At 56.5% G+C, this 16791-nt stretch carries 16 protein-coding genes; 7 read left to right on the forward strand and 9 right to left on the reverse strand.

Annotation, left to right across the window (positions count from 1 at the left end):
* Positions 1-10: 10 nt before the first annotated feature.
* The 4 genes from Q0775_RS14785 to Q0775_RS14800 all read right to left on the reverse strand — a co-directional run bounded on the left by Q0775_RS14785 (position 11) and on the right by Q0775_RS14800 (position 4171).
* A complete protein-coding gene (locus Q0775_RS14785) occupies positions 11-1390 on the reverse strand; it encodes a pyruvate dehydrogenase complex E1 component subunit beta (RefSeq protein ID WP_298862475.1) in 1380 nt (459 codons plus the stop codon).
* A gap of 3 nt (positions 1391-1393) precedes the next feature.
* Entirely contained in the window at positions 1394-2404 is a 1011-nt protein-coding gene (pdhA, locus tag Q0775_RS14790; protein WP_298862478.1) for a pyruvate dehydrogenase (acetyl-transferring) E1 component subunit alpha, read from the reverse strand.
* Positions 2405-2538: 134 nt separating this feature from the next.
* On the reverse strand, positions 2539-2829 hold the full coding sequence (locus Q0775_RS14795; protein ID WP_298862481.1) for a septum formation initiator family protein: 291 nt from the start codon (positions 2827-2829) through the stop codon (positions 2539-2541).
* Between the two features lie 148 nt (positions 2830-2977).
* Complete coding sequence (locus Q0775_RS14800; RefSeq protein WP_298862484.1) at positions 2978-4171, reverse strand: phosphoglycerate kinase; 1194 nt, start codon at positions 4169-4171, stop codon at positions 2978-2980.
* Positions 4172-4305: 134 nt separating this feature from the next.
* Here Q0775_RS14800 and Q0775_RS14805 point away from each other — a divergent pair, with 134 nt between their 5' ends.
* Both Q0775_RS14805 and Q0775_RS14810 read left to right on the forward strand, forming a co-directional pair.
* Entirely contained in the window at positions 4306-4812 is a 507-nt protein-coding gene (locus Q0775_RS14805; protein WP_298862486.1) for a peptidylprolyl isomerase, read from the forward strand.
* Complete coding sequence (locus tag Q0775_RS14810; RefSeq protein WP_298862488.1) at positions 4805-5359, forward strand: peptidylprolyl isomerase; 555 nt, start codon at positions 4805-4807, stop codon at positions 5357-5359. Before Q0775_RS14805 ends, Q0775_RS14810 begins: the two co-directional genes overlap by 8 nt.
* Positions 5360-5509: 150 nt before the next feature.
* Here the strand turns inward: Q0775_RS14810 and Q0775_RS14815 are convergent, their stop codons facing one another.
* From Q0775_RS14815 to Q0775_RS14835, 5 genes are all read right to left on the reverse strand, one after another.
* Entirely contained in the window at positions 5510-6172 is a 663-nt protein-coding gene (locus tag Q0775_RS14815; RefSeq protein ID WP_298862494.1) for a hypothetical protein, read from the reverse strand.
* Between the two features lie 334 nt (positions 6173-6506).
* Complete coding sequence (locus Q0775_RS14820) at positions 6507-7013, reverse strand: polymer-forming cytoskeletal protein (protein ID WP_298862497.1); 507 nt, start codon at positions 7011-7013, stop codon at positions 6507-6509.
* Positions 7003-8319 (reverse strand): M23 family metallopeptidase, encoded by a 1317-nt coding sequence (locus tag Q0775_RS14825; protein ID WP_298862500.1) that lies wholly within the window; start codon positions 8317-8319, stop codon positions 7003-7005. The genes Q0775_RS14820 and Q0775_RS14825 overlap by 11 nt, the downstream gene beginning before the upstream one ends.
* Before the next feature lie 183 nt (positions 8320-8502).
* The gene (locus Q0775_RS14830; protein ID WP_298862503.1) at positions 8503-9312 is read right to left on the reverse strand and encodes a ferritin-like domain-containing protein; all 810 of its coding nucleotides are present in this window, start codon (positions 9310-9312) and stop codon (positions 8503-8505) included.
* Entirely contained in the window at positions 9309-9770 is a 462-nt protein-coding gene (locus Q0775_RS14835; protein ID WP_298862505.1) for a peroxiredoxin, read from the reverse strand. Before Q0775_RS14835 ends, Q0775_RS14830 begins: the two co-directional genes overlap by 4 nt.
* Before the next feature lie 130 nt (positions 9771-9900).
* Here Q0775_RS14835 and Q0775_RS14840 point away from each other — a divergent pair, with 130 nt between their 5' ends.
* From Q0775_RS14840 to Q0775_RS14860, 5 genes are all read left to right on the forward strand, one after another.
* Positions 9901-13302, forward strand: coding sequence for a DUF3971 domain-containing protein (locus Q0775_RS14840; RefSeq protein ID WP_298862507.1), 3402 nt, complete (start codon positions 9901-9903; stop codon positions 13300-13302).
* A gap of 9 nt (positions 13303-13311) precedes the next feature.
* Positions 13312-14376 (forward strand): tRNA preQ1(34) S-adenosylmethionine ribosyltransferase-isomerase QueA, encoded by a 1065-nt coding sequence (gene queA, locus Q0775_RS14845; protein ID WP_298862510.1) that lies wholly within the window; start codon positions 13312-13314, stop codon positions 14374-14376.
* A gap of 75 nt (positions 14377-14451) precedes the next feature.
* Entirely contained in the window at positions 14452-15723 is a 1272-nt protein-coding gene (locus tag Q0775_RS14850) for an MFS transporter (protein ID WP_298862512.1), read from the forward strand.
* Positions 15724-15878: 155 nt separating this feature from the next.
* Positions 15879-16463: a DUF924 family protein gene (locus tag Q0775_RS14855; protein WP_298862514.1), complete on the forward strand. Its 585-nt coding sequence runs from the start codon at positions 15879-15881 to the stop codon at positions 16461-16463.
* A gap of 64 nt (positions 16464-16527) precedes the next feature.
* On the forward strand, positions 16528-16722 hold the full coding sequence (locus Q0775_RS14860) for a hypothetical protein (protein WP_298862516.1): 195 nt from the start codon (positions 16528-16530) through the stop codon (positions 16720-16722).
* Positions 16723-16791 lie beyond the last annotated feature (69 nt).

A 16791-nucleotide genomic window follows, 5' to 3' on the forward strand; every position in this document is an offset into this window, starting at 1 on the left:
CGTCCGCTCCTTATTTATATGTGACTTTTTTCACGGCTTCGATAACTTCGGCCGTGGTCACAAGTGCATGTTTTTCGAGGTTCGCCGCGTAAGGCATTGGCACGTCCTTACCAGTGCAACAGATCACAGGCGCGTCGAGATAATCGAACGCTTCCTGCATCACGACCGAGCTGATGTAGCTGCCGACGGACCCTTGGGGCCAGCCCTCCTCGACAGTGACCAGGCGGTTGGTTTTCATCACGGACTTGATGATCGCTGGCGTGTCCATCGGACGCAGGGTGCGCAGGTCGATGACTTCGGCGTTGATGCCTTCCTCGGCCAGTTTCTCGGCGGCTTCCAAAGCATAGGTCATGCCGATGCCAAAGCTGACGATGGTGACGTCGTCGCCCTCACGCCAGATACGCGCTTTTCCAAACGGTACCGTATAGTCCTCAACATCAGGTACGTCGAAAGAACGACCATAGAGGATTTCGTTCTCAAGGAAAATCACAGGGTTTGGATCGCGAATTGCCGTTTTCATCAGGCCTTTGTAGTCGGAGGCGGAGTAGGGCATCGCAACCTTGAGGCCTGGGACCTGCATGTACCATGCGGCATAATCCTGAGAGTGTTGTGCACCCACACGTGCTGCAGCGCCGTTAGGGCCACGGAACACCATAGGCGCGCCCATCTGGCCACCAGACATATAAAGCGTCTTGGCCGCAGAGTTGATGATGTGGTCAATCGCCTGCATGGCAAAGTTGAAAGTCATAAACTCGACAATAGGGCGCAAACCACCGAATGCCGCGCCAGTAGCGATACCGGCAAAACCGTGCTCGGTGATTGGTGTGTCGATCACGCGTTTTGCGCCGAACTCATCCAGCATCCCTTGGGAGATTTTATAAGCACCTTGATACTCGGCAACTTCTTCACCCATCAGGAATACACTATCGTCGCGGCGCATTTCTTCGGACATGCCGTCACGCAGGGCTTCACGCACAGTCTGCTGTTTCAGCGTCGTTCCCTCTGGCCAGTCGGGTGTGGTGTCCACTTCCGGGGCAGGGTGGGCCATTCCCGCTGCTGGGGCTGTCTCGGACGATTGCTCTTTGTCAGCCGGCACAGGTGCGCTTGCAGGCTGCTCGGACGCCTTGTCCATGGCAGTGGCATCTTCGCCCTCTTCGAGAAGGATCGCGATGGGCGTGTTTACTTTGACGCCCTCGGTGCCTTCTTCGATCAGGATCTTGCCAACGATACCTTCGTCAACGGCCTCGAATTCCATTGTCGCTTTGTCGGTTTCAATCTCCGCCATGATGTCACCGGAGGAGACGGTGTCGCCCTCCTTGACCAGCCATTTGGCCAGCGTGCCTTCTTCCATGGTGGGGCTCAGGGCGGGCATCAGAATTTCAGTTGCCATGGTTTAAGCCTCCAGCTCTGCGTAAATATCTGTCCAAAGCTCGTCGAGGTGCGGCTCGGGGCTTTCTTTTGCGAATTCGGCACTCTCGTTCACGATGCCTTTGATCTCTTTGTCGATGGCCTTGAGGTCCTCCTCGGTCGCATGCTTGCCGGTGAGCAGCAGTGAGCGGATTGCCTCGATCGGGTCACGCTCGTCGCGCATTTTCTGCACTTCCTCGCGGGTCCGGTATTTGGCCGGATCAGACATGGAGTGGCCGCGATAACGGTATGTTTTGATTTCCAGAATGTAGGGACCTTTGCCTGCACGGCAGTGCGCCACCGCTTTGTCACCCGCAGCTTTCACCGCCAGCACATCCATGCCGTCCACTTCTTCCCCTTGGATGCCATAAGCCGCGCCGCGCTCCCAATAGCTGGGAGAGTGGGTGGAGCGTTTGGTCGAAGTACCCATGGCATATTGGTTGTTTTCGATCACAAAAATGCATGGCAGGTCCCAGATTTCGGCCATGTTATAGGCCTCGTAAACCTGACCTTGGTTCGCCGCACCATCCCCGAAGTAGGTGAAGGTAACATTGTCATTGCCTTTGTATTTGTCCGAAAAAGCGAGACCTGCACCCAGCGGCACCTGAGCCGCAACAATGCCGTGACCGCCATAGAAATGCTTCTCTTTCGAGAACATGTGCATCGAGCCGCCTTTGCCTTTGGAATAACCGCCTTCGCGGCCCGTCAGCTCTGCCATGACACCTTTGGGATCCATCCCGCAGGCCAGCATGTGACCGTGATCCCGGTAGGAGGTGATGCGCTTATCGCCTTCTTTTGCAGAGGCCTCAAGACCCACAACGACCGCTTCTTGTCCGATGTAAAGGTGGCAGAAGCCGCCGATGAGGCCCATGCCATAAAGCTGGCCCGCCTTTTCCTCAAATCGCCGTATCAACAGCATGTCGCGGTAGTAGGCCATCAGCTCGTCCGCTGAGACATTTGAAGGGGTCGTTTTGGCACTCGGCTTTTTGGCGGCCATAAAGGCAATCCTCCCGTCGGCACGGATCGCCCGTGCTGAATATAGTTTAACGTTAAACTATATCATAACGGATTCGGATTCAGATGGCGAGGGGGCTTTGTGCAGGGCTGTTCTGCGGTAGATGCAAAGCTTGGTTAACGGATGACGATCTCGTCCGCGCGCACCATCCCAAGGACAGAGCGGGCTTGCTCATCCAGCAGATCGAGATCGAGATAATCGTCAGAGAGGCGGCGGGTGAGGTTTTCCATCTGGGCCACCTCTGTACGAACCTGAATAAGCTGGTCGCGCATCTCGTTGGCTTCGGCCAGAATTTCCGCACGCCTAAACAGGCCAAAATCGCCCTGAACAGCGGCGAACATGAAGTAAAGGCTCAGCGCAAAAGCAATCGCAAAGAAAAGAATGGGTCCGAATGCGGGTTTGCTCATGCGCTGAAGCCTATTGGTACCTGTAGAAACTGCCGTCTAAGCCACCTCTTGTCGGGTGGTAGGGACTGTATGGCACAAGTGATTCGCGATGGGAATCCCCTATGATTCGCAAAGGCGGAAAAACTGCAATTTAGATGTGGATAAGTCGTTAACCGCCCAAAGCGGCAACACCGGGCAAGGTTTTACCCTCCATCCACTCCAGAAACGCGCCACCCGCTGTCGATATATAAGTGAAATCATCAGCCACGCCTGCCTGATTAAGCGCTGCAACTGTGTCACCGCCCCCCGCGACAGAGATGAGCGCACCGTCGCGCGTCTGCTTCGCCGCAACCTGCGCCGCTGCAACAGTGGCCGTGTCAAAGGGTGCAATCTCGAATGCACCCATCGGCCCGTTCCAGATCACGGTTTTGAGACCCTCAATTGCGACGCGCATCTGTTTGATCATCTCGGGTCCGGCATCCAACACCATCTGATCTGCTTCCAGAACAGTGTTAGAACCGAGCAGGGCGACAGTATGCGCTGCACCAGCTTTGAACTCACGGGCCACCAGCCCATCCACAGGCAACAGAATGCGGCATCCCGCCTTGGAGGCCTGCGCCATGATATCGCGCGCTGTATCGAGGTAATCGTTCTCACATAGCGACGCACCCAGTTGCGCGCCTTGGGCGACCAGAAACGTATTCGCCATGCCGCCCCCGATAATCAACAAATCAAGGCGGTTCACGAGGTTCTCCAGCAGCGCAATCTTGGTCGAGACTTTGGCCCCGCCCACAACTGCCCCCACAGGGCGCTCGGGCTTGGAGAGCGCTGCTTCCAGTGCCGACAGCTCCGCTTGCATCAAACGGCCTGCACAAGAGGGCAGCAAATGCGCCAGTGCTTCGGTAGAGGCATGGGCACGGTGCGCGGCAGAAAACGCATCATTGCAAAAGACATCGCCCAACTTGGCCAGACGGGCGGCAAATTCAGGGTCATTCGCCTCTTCGCCTGCATGAAAGCGGATGTTCTCGATCAACACGACATCGGCAGCCAGCACTTCCGCTGTCATATTCTCTGCAGCCTCTAGCGTTTCAACCAGCACGATCGAACGCATCAGCGCGCGCTTAAGGGCAGGGACCACCTGCCTCAAACTCATGTCGAGGTTCACTTTCCCTTTGGGCCGACCGAAATGCGCCAACAGGATTGGTGTGCCGCCTTTGGAGAGGATATCGTGTACCGTAGGCACAATTCGCTCGATCCGTGTGGCGTCTGTCACTTGGCCGTTTTCGACAGGGACATTGATGTCTACCCGAACCAAAACCCGTTTGCCATGCAAATCCATGTCGTCCAGCGATTTCCAGCCCATATCGATCCGTCCTTTACGTCTGTTGTCAAACTTGGGTGATGTTTTGCCGTTATCTCGCCTGTGGTCAATGCACCGCCTTGGCAAATGTGCTGTGGCAGCCTAGGTAACAGGTCAGATTTATGAAGGAGCGCCCCATGGCCGAGATCAAAGACCCAGAAAACACAATCCTGATGGAACTCAAGGGTGGCACTGTCACCATCGAGCTGCTGCCCGATGTGGCCCCCCAGCACGTCGAGCGTATGAAAACGCTGGCGCGTGCAGGTGCCTATGACAACGTGGCTTTCCACCGTGTCATCGATGGCTTCATGGCGCAAACTGGCGATGTCCAGCACGGCAACATGGAAAAAGACTATAACCCACGCGGCGCAGGCACAGGCAGCTCGGAGCATCCTGATGTTCCCGCAGAATTTTCCAAGATCCCGCACGCACGCGGCTCGCTTGGTGCGGCACGCTCCGCCAATCCGAATTCGGCCAACAGCCAGTTCTTTATCAACTTCAAAGACAATGACTTCCTCAATGGTCAATACACTGTCTACGGTCAGGTTATTTCCGGCATGGAGCATGTAGATGCACTCACCAAGGGTGAGCCACCTGCCAACCCTGACCGCATGATCAGCGTGAAAGTTGCCGCAGATGCGTAGCCTTGTCGCGGGCGGCCTTTTCGCAACACTCATCGCAGGATCAGTTGCTGCGTCCGGCCTTCAGATCGAAGTGGCGGGAGAAGCGAATGGTACCATCACCATCGACCTGCTCGAAGACATAGCGCCCCAGCATGCCGCGCGTATGACGGAGCTTGCGAAAGCGGGTAAATATGATGGCGTGGTATTCCACCGCGTGATCGACGGGTTCATGGCCCAGACCGGTGACGTTCAACACGGCATCAAGGGCGGTGACATGCGCCGCGCTGGCACAGGCGGCTCCGATATGCCTGATCTGCCCGCCGAGTTTTCGGACATTAACTTTGATAAAGGCGTCGTCGGTATGGCGCGCTCTCAAAGTCCCGATAGCGCCAATAGCCAGTTCTTTATCATGTTCGATGAGGGGGCGTTCCTGAATGGTCAATACACGGTTGTAGGCCGCGTAACCGAGGGTCAGGATGTTGTCGACGCGATCAAACGCGGCACAGGCAGCAATGGCGCTGTCATTGGCGAACCCGATATGATGAAGACCGTCACAGCTATCGACTAAAGCAATGAACTGTAAAGTTTGAAAAGGCGCTTCCCAATCGGGAGCGCCTTTTTTGTTTGTGGTGATCCGCTATAAAATTCTTCTTACCAGTTACGCGGCGCGATAGCCGCCAAATGCTTCAGCCTAATGTAATGAGGGGCAGATGAAGTCCTAAACTGCTAAGCCCAGCCAGGGGGTCAGGCGATCGTGCATCTCGTCAATTTCGGCCTGCGACAAGAGGCCGGATTCTGGCAATATGATCGCCGCGCTGGTGATTTTGTCAGTGGTCGGGTTCTCGTTGTTAGCGCTGCCGATGGCCTGACTCCCCTGTACGCCTAAGGTTTCGGAAAAAGATTTGTCCAGCCGCTGAAAGGTGGAAAGGCTGACTGCTCGGATGCCGCGCAAAACATAAAGGGCTTCCCAGTGCCGCTCGATATTATCGATTTCATCCGCTTTCAGTACAACGCGCTGCGCGTCGGGGGAGCCACCAGCAATATACTCGCCCACCGCAGCAGCATCTGGGTCAACCACGTCACGCATGATCTGAAAATTAGCAACAAGACCAACGACTCCAAGAATAAGGGCACCAGCGACGCCGGATGACATATCCCCAAAAACATATAGCCCGAGTTGGTAGCCCATAACGCCCCAGAACAATCCCCCAGCCCAAATTGTGATGCGCGGCAGAAAGGTGAATGCGAGTCCATATATCGCACACACTCCGAAAAAGCCGAACGCAAAGCTGCCAAAGCCCCCAATTCCGGTTACGTGGGAAAAAAAAGCTGAACAATAAAACCAAATCAAAATACCCTGTAGGCCTTGAATTATCTGCACAATAATCTCCGAAAACTCTTGTGTGATGACCGATAGATCTGTTTTTGGGCCGAATTGTGACCTTGCCCATAGACCGATGAAATGAGATGAAAAAACGATGCTTTTGCAAGCGGTTGGTGCCCCCTTGCAAAGGGCGCTCTCACTTCGAGGCCATTTACTACAATTGGTCGGCAGGCAGATTGCGCACTACCCTGCGAGTGACAAGCGGTACTGGTAAGCCATCTCGAATGCGTGCTTTTCGCTCGCTAATACTCGTCTGATTAAATCAGCCGTCTAAATGCAAAACGCCGCAGGCAGAACCTACGGCGTCTTCAGTTCTCAACTCAATATTGCCTCAGGAGGCAGGATTGGTCTTTGGCGCTGGTGTGCCTTTGGCACTCGGGTTCAGCGGGTCGTCCTGACGCTGTACGGAGCCTTCAAAATGCGCACCACTCTCGATGGCGATGGTCTTGTGGATGATGTCACCCTCGACGCGTGCAGTAGAGGTCAGTCGGACCTTGAGGCCGCGTACACGGCCCACGATGCGGCCGTTGACCACAACATCATCGGCAATCACTTCGCCTTTTATGGTGGCGGACTCGCCGATGGTGCAAAGGTGGGCGCGGATGTCGCCTTCCACTGTGCCTTCAACCTGAATATCACCAGTTGTCTTCATGTTGCCTGTCACGTGCAGGTCAGCAGACAGAGTAGAGGCGGGCGGCTTTGCTTTGGGCGCGCTTGCCTTGAACTCGTTGGATTTGGGCGCAGACGACGGGATGGCGGGTGCCGAAGACGTCGGTGCGCTTGAGGAGGATGTGTCGGTGCTTGGGGCACCATCATTGATTTTGCTCTTAGAAAACATCGTTTGCTGCCTTGATATAGATCATTGGATTGACGGCTTTTCCACCGACGCGAACTTCGTAATGAAGATGCACGCCGGTTACCCGTCCTGATGCACCCATATCACCAATATGATCGCCGCGCGATACTCTTTGACCAACCTTTACGCGCATTTTTGACATATGTGCATAGCGGGTTTCGATGCCGAATTCGTGCTGAATCTTCACCAAACGTCCATATCCTGAGCCCCAACCGGCGTGAGTCACAACACCGTCCGCCGTGGCATAGAGAGGTGTGCCCAGACCTGCGGCAAAGTCGACACCGTTGTGCATGCGGCGGCCACCCGTCTTAGGGTCGCGGCGGAAGCCGAACTTGGAGGTGAATCGGAAGGAGTTCTTTACAGGATTCGCAAACGGCGCTTTGGACGCAGCAAGGCGGTATAGATTGAGGCGATCCATCTGGCCCAACAAGCGGTTGGCCCGCAATGTGTCAGCTGTTGGCTGCTCTCCGCGAGTGGTAAAGCTGAGCGGTGTGAGCGGGCCGCCCTGACCGGAGTAGCCGCGGCGCACAGTATCAAGCATGCGGTCCGTCGGCATACCAGCAGCGCGGAACATGCGGTCCAGCGGGGCTACGGATACCGTCATTGCTTCTTCAAGTTGGCGGAAGATCGCATCGTTTTGTTCTTGCATGACGGCAATCTTCTGGCTCATTGCGTCCGCTTGAAGCAGGGCTTCCTGCGCGTCCTCAACAACCTGATCACGCTCTTTGGCGGTGCGGGCGAGGGCATCAGCCATAAAATCCATCGGTGCCGTGCTGGCGGAGACCTGAATTGATCCCTCACCGTCAGCTTGCATCGCGGCGACCTGACTGCGGGCTGTTTCACGGTCTTTCATTGTGTCGCGCAGCGTGGACTGGATCACATCGATACCTGTCTCAAGCTCGTTACGGCGTGTCTCGGAGGACAAAAGCTCTGATTGCATGATGGAAATCTGGGCGAGGGCTGCGTTGAACCGTTCCTGCGCAGCCAGTGCTTCAATGGCGCGGTTGTCGCGCTGTGCACTCAGATCATTCAGCCGCGCCTGATAGGTGCGCTGATCCCGTTTCGCCTGCTCGCGGAAATTACCCGAACCGATGCTGTCCATCAGGATGATCGCCGTGGCAATAATTGCCCATGCTACCAACAACGAACACCCTGCGAGAGCAACCAACTGGGTGCTGGAGCGCAGACGGATGAACCGCGTGTCATTGTCTGATTTCAAAAATACACGGCGTTCCGGGAAATGCTTTTCCAGAAACGCAGAAGTCTTAATCGCGAGCTTTGTACGCACGTCTACTATATCCCTTTTAACTTGTTACAGATCGGCGTGTCCCTCACAAATCCGTTAACAAGAGTGCAATAGACCTTCGGGAGGCCATCGGGCAACCCTTCAAGCCCACCATGACGAATCCCCGCCAATTTAAGTGACAATTTGGCAAAAATCCGCCTATTTCAGGAATTTGTAGATGCGGCTTTAAGTTCCGGCTGCGAGAGGCCAATAAAAATCGGGTGGAATACCTGCCTCGGCACGCTTTTCCTCGTTAAAGGGCGGTTTGAGCTGCCCGTGAAAATATTTGCGCACGAGCGTATGAAATTGTTGAGTGGGATCAAGATCATGGCGGCCGCACAGAAAGTGGAACCACTTTGAGCCATATGCCACGTGATGGACTTCCTCGGCGTAGATCACTTCCAGCGCATCAACCGCCTGAACCTCTTTGGCCTGTTTGAACAACCTGATCATGTTTGGCGTCACATCAAGGCCGCGCGCCTCCAGCACCATAGGTACAACCGCAAGCCGACCCATAAAGTCATCTGCCGTATCTGTCGCCGCTTGCCACATGCCGGCATGGGCAGGCAACGCGCCATAGTGACTGCCAGCCGCCTCAAGGCAATCACACATCAGGTTAAAATGTTTGGATTCCTCATCCGCAGCTTTGACCCAGTCATCATAATATCCGATTGGCATTTTCACATCGCAAAACCTTGCAAGGATATCCCAATGCAAATCCACAGCGTTCAATTCGATGTGGGCCACTGCATGCATCATAGCGATCCGGCCCTCCGGCGTGCCAGGCTTGCGGTGCGGGACATCACGCGGGCTCCGCAGTTCTGGCGTGGCGGGACGGGCAGGGTGGTTGGGCGGATTGGCCGTTCCGATCTCGGGGTGGATTCCATCTGCACGCGCCGCGCGCCATGCCGCCGCGTATTTATGCGACAGCGCCGTTTTTTCACGCCCGTCAGCGGTGCGCAAAACTGCTTCCGCCATCTGTGCCAGCGGCATCATAGCGCGCGCACTGCCTCCAGAACCTCTTCCACGTGACCGGGCACTTTTACCTTGCGCCAGATTTGCGCGATGGTCCCGTCAGCGGCGATCAGATAGGTCGCCCGTTCGATGCCCATTGATTTCTTGCCATACATATTCTTCTCGACCCAAACACCGTAGGCTTCGGTCACACTGCCTTCCTCATCTGAAAGCAACGGCACGGTCAACTCGTGCTTGGCTGCAAACTTGTCATGCTTGGCCATTGTGTCGCGCGAAATGCCGAAGACCTTTGCATCTGCTGCCTCGAACGCTGCCAGATGCTCGGAAAAGCCGATGCTCTCTTTGGTACAGCCCGGCGTGTCGTCGCGCGGATAAAAGAAAAGCACAACAGGCGCGCCTTTTAGCGCACTCAGTGTCACATCACCGCCGCCCGTAACAGGCAGGGTGAAATCGGGGGCGGTTTGGGAAACTTCGGGCATGGCAAATCTCTTTTGTGTGAGGGGCGTGGCCTTGGAGTGCGCACAGTCCCATGTCATAGTAGGGCAGCGGCAAAATAAACCAAGCAGCGCCGCGCAAGATGTAGCACCCTTTTCCAGTGACCGGAACCTGATGGCCGACACCACCCCGCCAGTCCCCCCAAAAAGCCGCCGCCGCAAACGCGGGTGGTTTTTGCTATTGGTTGGCCTGTTCAACGCTGCGTGGTCGCTTTTGGTTCTAATTACTTTGGTTGCGGTGGCTGCTGTCTACTTCTTCTATGATCGCCCCGTGGTTCTACCTGATTGGGTGGAGGCTCGGATCGAGCGGCGCCTGATCACCGAATTTCCAGACGTGCAAATAAGCTTTGGTGAAGTGCGGTTGCTCATGCAGGAAGGGTGGCGCCCCCGCGTGCGCTTGCGCGATGTGGCTGTGGCAGACACAACAGGCCGCGAGATGATCCGCTTTTCCGAGGCCCGTGTGCGGTTTTCCTTTGAAGCCCTGCGCGCAGGGCATGTCAAACCCGCTGAAGTGGCCCTGCAAGGCGTCTTTGCCACGCTGATCCGCGAAGAGGACGGCAGTCTGCTGCTACAAAGTGATATCGCAACAGGCGCAGGTGGCGATGCCAAGGGCGCAGGTCTGGGCCGTATCGTCGCCCAAATCGACGATGTGCTCCAGCAACCGGGCCTTGCCGACCTTGATTATGCAGAAGTGCGGGGGCTGACGCTGCAATTCATCGACCGCAGGGCAGGGACCGCCTTTACCCTCGACGGCGGCCGCATGATCGCGCTTCGCAAGGATGGCGCATTGGTTGCCTCCGCCGATCTCGCCGTGCTGGGGAGCGCTGCAACAGCAACAACATTATCCGCAAACTACACCAGCGTCATCGGTGAGGCCGAAGCCCAGTTTGGCGTGCGTATTGACGATGCTTCCGCTGCCGATATCGCCACCCAAAGCCCTGCGTTTGCATGGATGGGTGCGCTCAAAGCGCCGATTTCGGGGGCAGTTCGATCTGGTGTGCGGGCCAATGGCACACTGGCCCCGCTGAGTGCCACACTTCAGATCGGTGCGGGAGTTGTCCAACCTAATGACGAAACGCTGCCGATTCCATTCGACGGGGCGCGCAGCTATTTCTCCTATGATGCTGCACGCGGTCTTTTGCAGTTTGACGAATTGTCCGTCCGCAGCAAATGGGTCACGGCACAGGCCGAAGGCACTGCATCGCTGACGGGGCTACGCAGTGGGGCGCTGGAGGATTTGGTTGGACAGTTCAGGGTCACACAGCTGCGGGCCAATCCGATGGCGTTCTACCCCGAACCTGTCGAGATTGACGGCGCCGAGATAGATTTTCGTCTTCAAACCAACCCGTTCAAAATCGACATCGGGCGGCTTGATCTGTTTGACGGCGCACAAACCCGTCATGCATTTGGCACGCTGACTGCACGGCCCGATGGCTGGCAGGTATCGCTGGACGCGCGCACCGATCAGATTGATCCCACACGGATCATTGCCCTTTGGCCTGAGGCGGTAAAAACCCGGACCCGCAACTGGCTGGCAGAAAACTTGCTCGGGGCCGATATCACTAATGCGGATTTTGCCCTGCGCCTTGCTCCTGATGAGACACCGCGCACATATCTTGCTTTTGACTATCAGGACGCTTCAGTCAAATTCCTGCGCACATTGCCTCCCGTGACCCAAGGGCGCGGACATGCCAGCCTTGATGGTAAACGGTTCGTTGTTTCGCTGGACGAGGGCATGGTGGAGGCAGGCCTTGGCGGTCCCATGCGGGTGGAGCGGTCCTCCTTCATTCTGCCCGATCTAGGCGTGAAAGGCGGCACACCAGCGATTGTGCGCCTCAATGCACGTGCTTCGGTTACCGCAGCGCTCTGGACGCTGGACCAGCCACCTATGGGGGTGATGCGGCGCACAGGATTGCCTGTAGAATTGGGGGATGGAGAGGCAGTTGTCTCGGGCACCTTGGACTTCCCGCTTAAGCGGGGGGGCAGTCCTGCGGATGTGAAATTCGATGTAACGGGGGATTTGATCAATCTCACGAGCACCCGCCTGATCAAGGGGCGCAGCCTGAAATCACAGCGCATGGCGCTGGTGGCAAATAATAACGGGATCGAGATCGCAGGCAAAGGTACGCTCGAAGGGGTGGCATTTGACGGCCGTTGGCAGCAGCCCATTGGCGCAGGAGCGGCCAAAAGCACCCTTCGCGGGACGGCACAGATCACCCCGCAAGCCTTGACCGCCTTTAATGCGGCGTTGCCGCAAGGGATGCTCACGGGGGCCACAGGGGCCGATATCGGCATTGATTTTGAGCGGGGGCAGTCTCCGCGCATGACCTTACGCTCCAGCCTACGCGGCGCGACGCTCCAAGTTCCCCAAATCGGCTGGCGTAAAAGCAGTGGTGCACAGGCAAAGCTCGACATGGATATACGCCTTGGTGCGCGGCCCGAAGTCACGGCGATTTCGCTAAATGGTGCAGGACTGGATGCAAGGGGCAGTATTACACTGGCGGAGAATGGCGGTCTCGGCGTGCTGGAGCTGCGCACGCTTAAAGTGGGCAACTGGCTCGATGTGAGGGCCGCCCTTGTGGGCCAAGGATCGGGGCGTGCACCGCAAGTGGTGGTACGGGCAGGGCGTGTTGATCTGCGCACGGCACAGTTCGGGGGAAGTAGTGAGAGCAGTGCGGGAAGTGGCGGGCGTGCTGGTCCCGCAAATCCGCCGATGCGGGTCACACTCGACCGCCTTCAGGTGACTGATACCCTATGGCTTCAGGGGCTTGCAGGCACGTTTAAAACCACAGGCGGCCTTGACGGCCCATTCGAGGCGCGGGTGAACGGCGGCACAGATGTATCAGGTCGCGTCGTGCCTCAGCGCGGGCGCACGGCTGTGCGTCTCACTTCGGCGGATGCGGGTGGGGTGCTGCGCTCTGCGGGCGTGGCGGAGCAAGCGGTTGGTGGTACGCTTGACATGTCGCTCTTACCAGTTGGCAGTGGCAGCGCCTTTGACGGACGGCTCAAAGTAACGGGTGTGTCGATCAAGGATGCCCCTGCGATTGCCGCCCTCGTGAACTCGCTCTCGATTGTGGGGCTGGTGAACGAGATGAACGGCGATGGCATCTATTTTGACGAGGTTGAGGCTGAGTTCCGCCTCACGCCCAACCGTATGACACTGAGCCGTGGCAGTGCGACGGGCGCATCACTGGGCCTGTCGATGGACGGTGTCTATGCCACCGACAGCGGGCAGATCGCCATGCAAGGGGTGATAACACCTGTCTACCTGCTCAATGGCATCGGCTCAATCTTGACGCGCAAAGGCGAAGGATTGCTCGGCTTTAACTACCGCCTGACAGGCGAGGCCAAATCGCCGAAAGTGTCGATCAATCCGCTGTCTGTTTTGGCGCCTGGCGGCCTGCGCGATATTTTCCGCGCCCCAAAAACCGAACTTCCAAGCGTCGATGGCGAAGTGGCCCCTTTGCCGCAAGCACCCGAACAAAGGCCCGTTGAACCAGCCTACGAAGGACGCTAAAGCGCGGTTATGAAACTTAGTGATTTTGACTTCGACCTGCCCGAAACCCTGATTGCCGTGCGCCCCGCACAGCCGCGCTCTTCTGCGCGATTGCTGGTGGCGCAGGGCGATGTCATCCATGACGCCCAAGTGCATGATCTGACAGCGTGGTTGAGAAAAGGGGATCGTCTGGTTCTTAACGATACCCGCGTAATCCCCGCGCGTCTGTCAGGTGTACGCCACCGTACCAGCGCCCAAGGCCCGGTGAGTGCCAAGGTCGAAGTGACGCTTCTGGAGCCTCAGGCAGAGGCGGGCATCTGGTCTGCCTTGGTCAAGCCACTCAAAAGGCTCAAGGTTGGCGAGGATGTCATTTTCTCCAACGATCTGCGCGCCACAATGGAAGGGGTGGCAGACGGTCAAGGGTATCTGCGCTTTAACCTCACGGGCGATGATTTCGACGCGGCTCTTAACGCCGCAGGGGCCATGCCTTTGCCGCCATACATTGCCGCCAAACGTGCAGCGGACGCCCAAGACAAGACGGATTACCAGACGATCTGGGCCAAGCACTCAGGGGCTGTTGCCGCCCCAACGGCCTCCTTGCACTTTGATGCTCTGTTGCTGGCGGCGCTGCGGGAGATGGGCATCGATTTTAGTTATGTGACGCTGCACGTAGGCGCGGGGACATTCCTGCCTGTGAAAGTCGACGACATTGCCGACCACAAAATGCATTCTGAATGGGGGCAGGTGAGCGCCGATGCCGCCGCCGAGATTGCGGCGACAAAAGCGGCAGGCGGCCGCGTGATCCCCGTAGGCACCACAGCCCTGCGCCTGATCGAGACAGCAGGAAAAAGCGGGATCATCGCCCCTTGGGAAGGTGACACAGACATCTTCATCACCCCCGGCTTTCACTTCAACGTGGCCGATGCGCTGATGACGAATTTTCACCTGCCGCGCTCGACTTTAATGATGCTTGTTTCGGCCCTTATGGGGTCGCAGACGATCCGCGATATTTATTCCCACGCAATTAACGAAAAATATCGGTTTTTCTCTTACGGAGACGCATCACTCCTGATACCGCCGCGCAAATGCGACTGATTTGAGTCGCACGTGAACCCGACAAGTGATCGCGCGCGGCGCTAGGGGTTATATAGACATCTTAGGAGACGACGTATGTGGCAGGTCTTGACCAGCGCTTGGGCGCTTTTGTTCGGCATGTTCCTTTTGATGCTTGGCAACGGCATGCAGGGTACGCTTTTGGGTATCCGTGGCGAGATCGAGGGTTTTGACACTTTCGCTATGTCGATTGTGATGTCGGCCTATTTTGTGGGCTTCCTCGGCGGCTCGCGGATGGCACCCAATATGATCCGCCGCGTGGGCCATGTCCGTGTGTTTGCTGCACTTGCCTCGGCTATTTCGGCTGTGATGATCCTTTATCCGACTTTTCCCTACATCTGGGTCTGGGCATTGGGGCGCGTGTTGATCGGGTTCTGTTTCTCGGCCGTGTATGTCACTGCTGAAAGCTGGCTCAACAATGCGGCTGATAACTCCAACAGGGGGCAGGCGCTCTCGCTTTATATGATTATCCAGACACTTGGCATTGTTGCTGCGCAGGCGATGTTGCTGGTGGCGGAACCTGACGGGTTTATCCTGTTTGTGATCCCCTCGGTGCTCGTGAGCATTGCTATTACGCCAATCTTGCTATCGATCAGCCCGACACCTGCGTTTGAGACGACCAAACCAATGAGCCTTAAGGAACTGATGGGCTTCTCTCCCTTGGGCTGTGTGGGCATGTTCATCCTCGGCGGTATCTTCTCGGCACAGTTCGGAATGTCGGCGGTTTATGGTGCCGAAGCAGGCCTGAGCGTGGCGCAGATCTCTACGTTTGTGGCGACATTCTTTATCGGGGCGGTTTTTCTGCAATACCCTATTGGCTGGATTTCGGACCGGATGGACCGTCGGTATCTGGTAATTGTGGTCTCCGTGATCGGTGGCTTGGGCTGTATCCTTGGCATGCTCAAGGGCGATGTGTTTACGCTGCTGTTGGTCTCTGCCTTTGTGATCGGGGGTATGGCGAACCCGCTTTATTCTCTGCTTATCGCACACACTAACGACTTTTTGGAGCATGACGACATGGCGGCGGCCTCGGGCGGCTTGATCTTTATCAACGGTTTGGGGGCAATCTTGGGGCCCGTAATTACAGGTTGGATGATGGGGACCTCACTTGGACCGGCGGGCTTTTACCTCTTCACCGCCGTTCTATTCGGCGCAATGATCGTCTACGCAGGCTACCGCTCGACCGTGCGCGCAACGTTGCCCACAGACGAGACTGGTTCTTATGTTCCGATGGGCCCCACAGCGACCAGCGTGGCGATGGAAATTGCGCAAGAATACGCAATCGAGACAGAGCTGGAAGACGAGGAATCCGCGCAGAACCCGACATAAGGCGGCAAATACATGCCACCTAAAGGAAACTTTATGTCCCGAAAGAACCATGATTGCGCTAAACATGACGGTTCTGTCGCAAAACGTGTGTAGGAAAATTGCTTAATTTGTCTTTAACTGATGAGTGAAAAGCTCGGAGCAAAGAGGATAAAGTGATGGTTGGTCCCGAAAAGGTACTGGAATTCTGGCTAGACCGTGTTGGGCCTAAGGGGTGGTACGCTGTCGATGATGCCATTGACTCCGAGATCCGCGAAACTTTTCAGAGCACATGGGAGGCGGCACGCGATGGCGGTTTGAGCCTTTGGCTCACATATCCTTCCGGCGCGTTGGCGTATCTGATCCTCACTGATCAGTTTTCGCGCAACATGTTCCGCGGTCGCGGGGAGGCATTTGCGACCGATGCTGTTGCCCTTGCCGTGGCAAAGCGTGCGATCTGCAAAGGATGGGATCTGAAGATTGACGCGCCTGCACGCCAGTTCTTTTATCTGCCTCTGATGCACTCAGAGAACCTGTGTGATCAGGACCGCTGTATCCGCCTCATGGTAGAGCGGATGCCCGAGAACGGTGCCAACAACCTTTTGCACGCTCAGGCGCACCGCGAAGTTATCCGCGAATTCGGTCGCTTTCCATATCGCAACGAGGCGCTGTCGCGCGATATGACGCGCAATGAAGTGGCTTATGCCGCCAAAGGTGGCTACGGCCACACCCTGCGCCAACTTCAGGCTGATCTGGCGGCATAATCCATTAGATTGGAACTACATTCCGTGCGCGGCTGTTTCTTCTCCCAGATAACAGGAGAAACAAATGACCGCACTTATACTTCGTTGGATTTCTGTCGCTGCTCTTGGGGCAGGGGCGTTATTGCTTACCTTTTCTAATATGGGTCCATGGGCAGGTGTTTTTGAGAGCCACGCCCAGCTCATGATCCCAATCGCTTATTTTGCGATGATCCTCGGTGCTGTCGGGCTCTCAATCGGGTGGTTTCTCAAACAGCGCTAATTCTCTAACTGCATAGCTGCCATTCGCTCACTGCCATTGATGCGGTTTGAGATATAGTTTAATGGTAAA

The organism is uncultured Sulfitobacter sp. (assembly GCF_947499945.1).
In the GTDB taxonomy this organism is placed as follows: Bacteria; Pseudomonadota; Alphaproteobacteria; order Rhodobacterales; family Rhodobacteraceae; genus Sulfitobacter.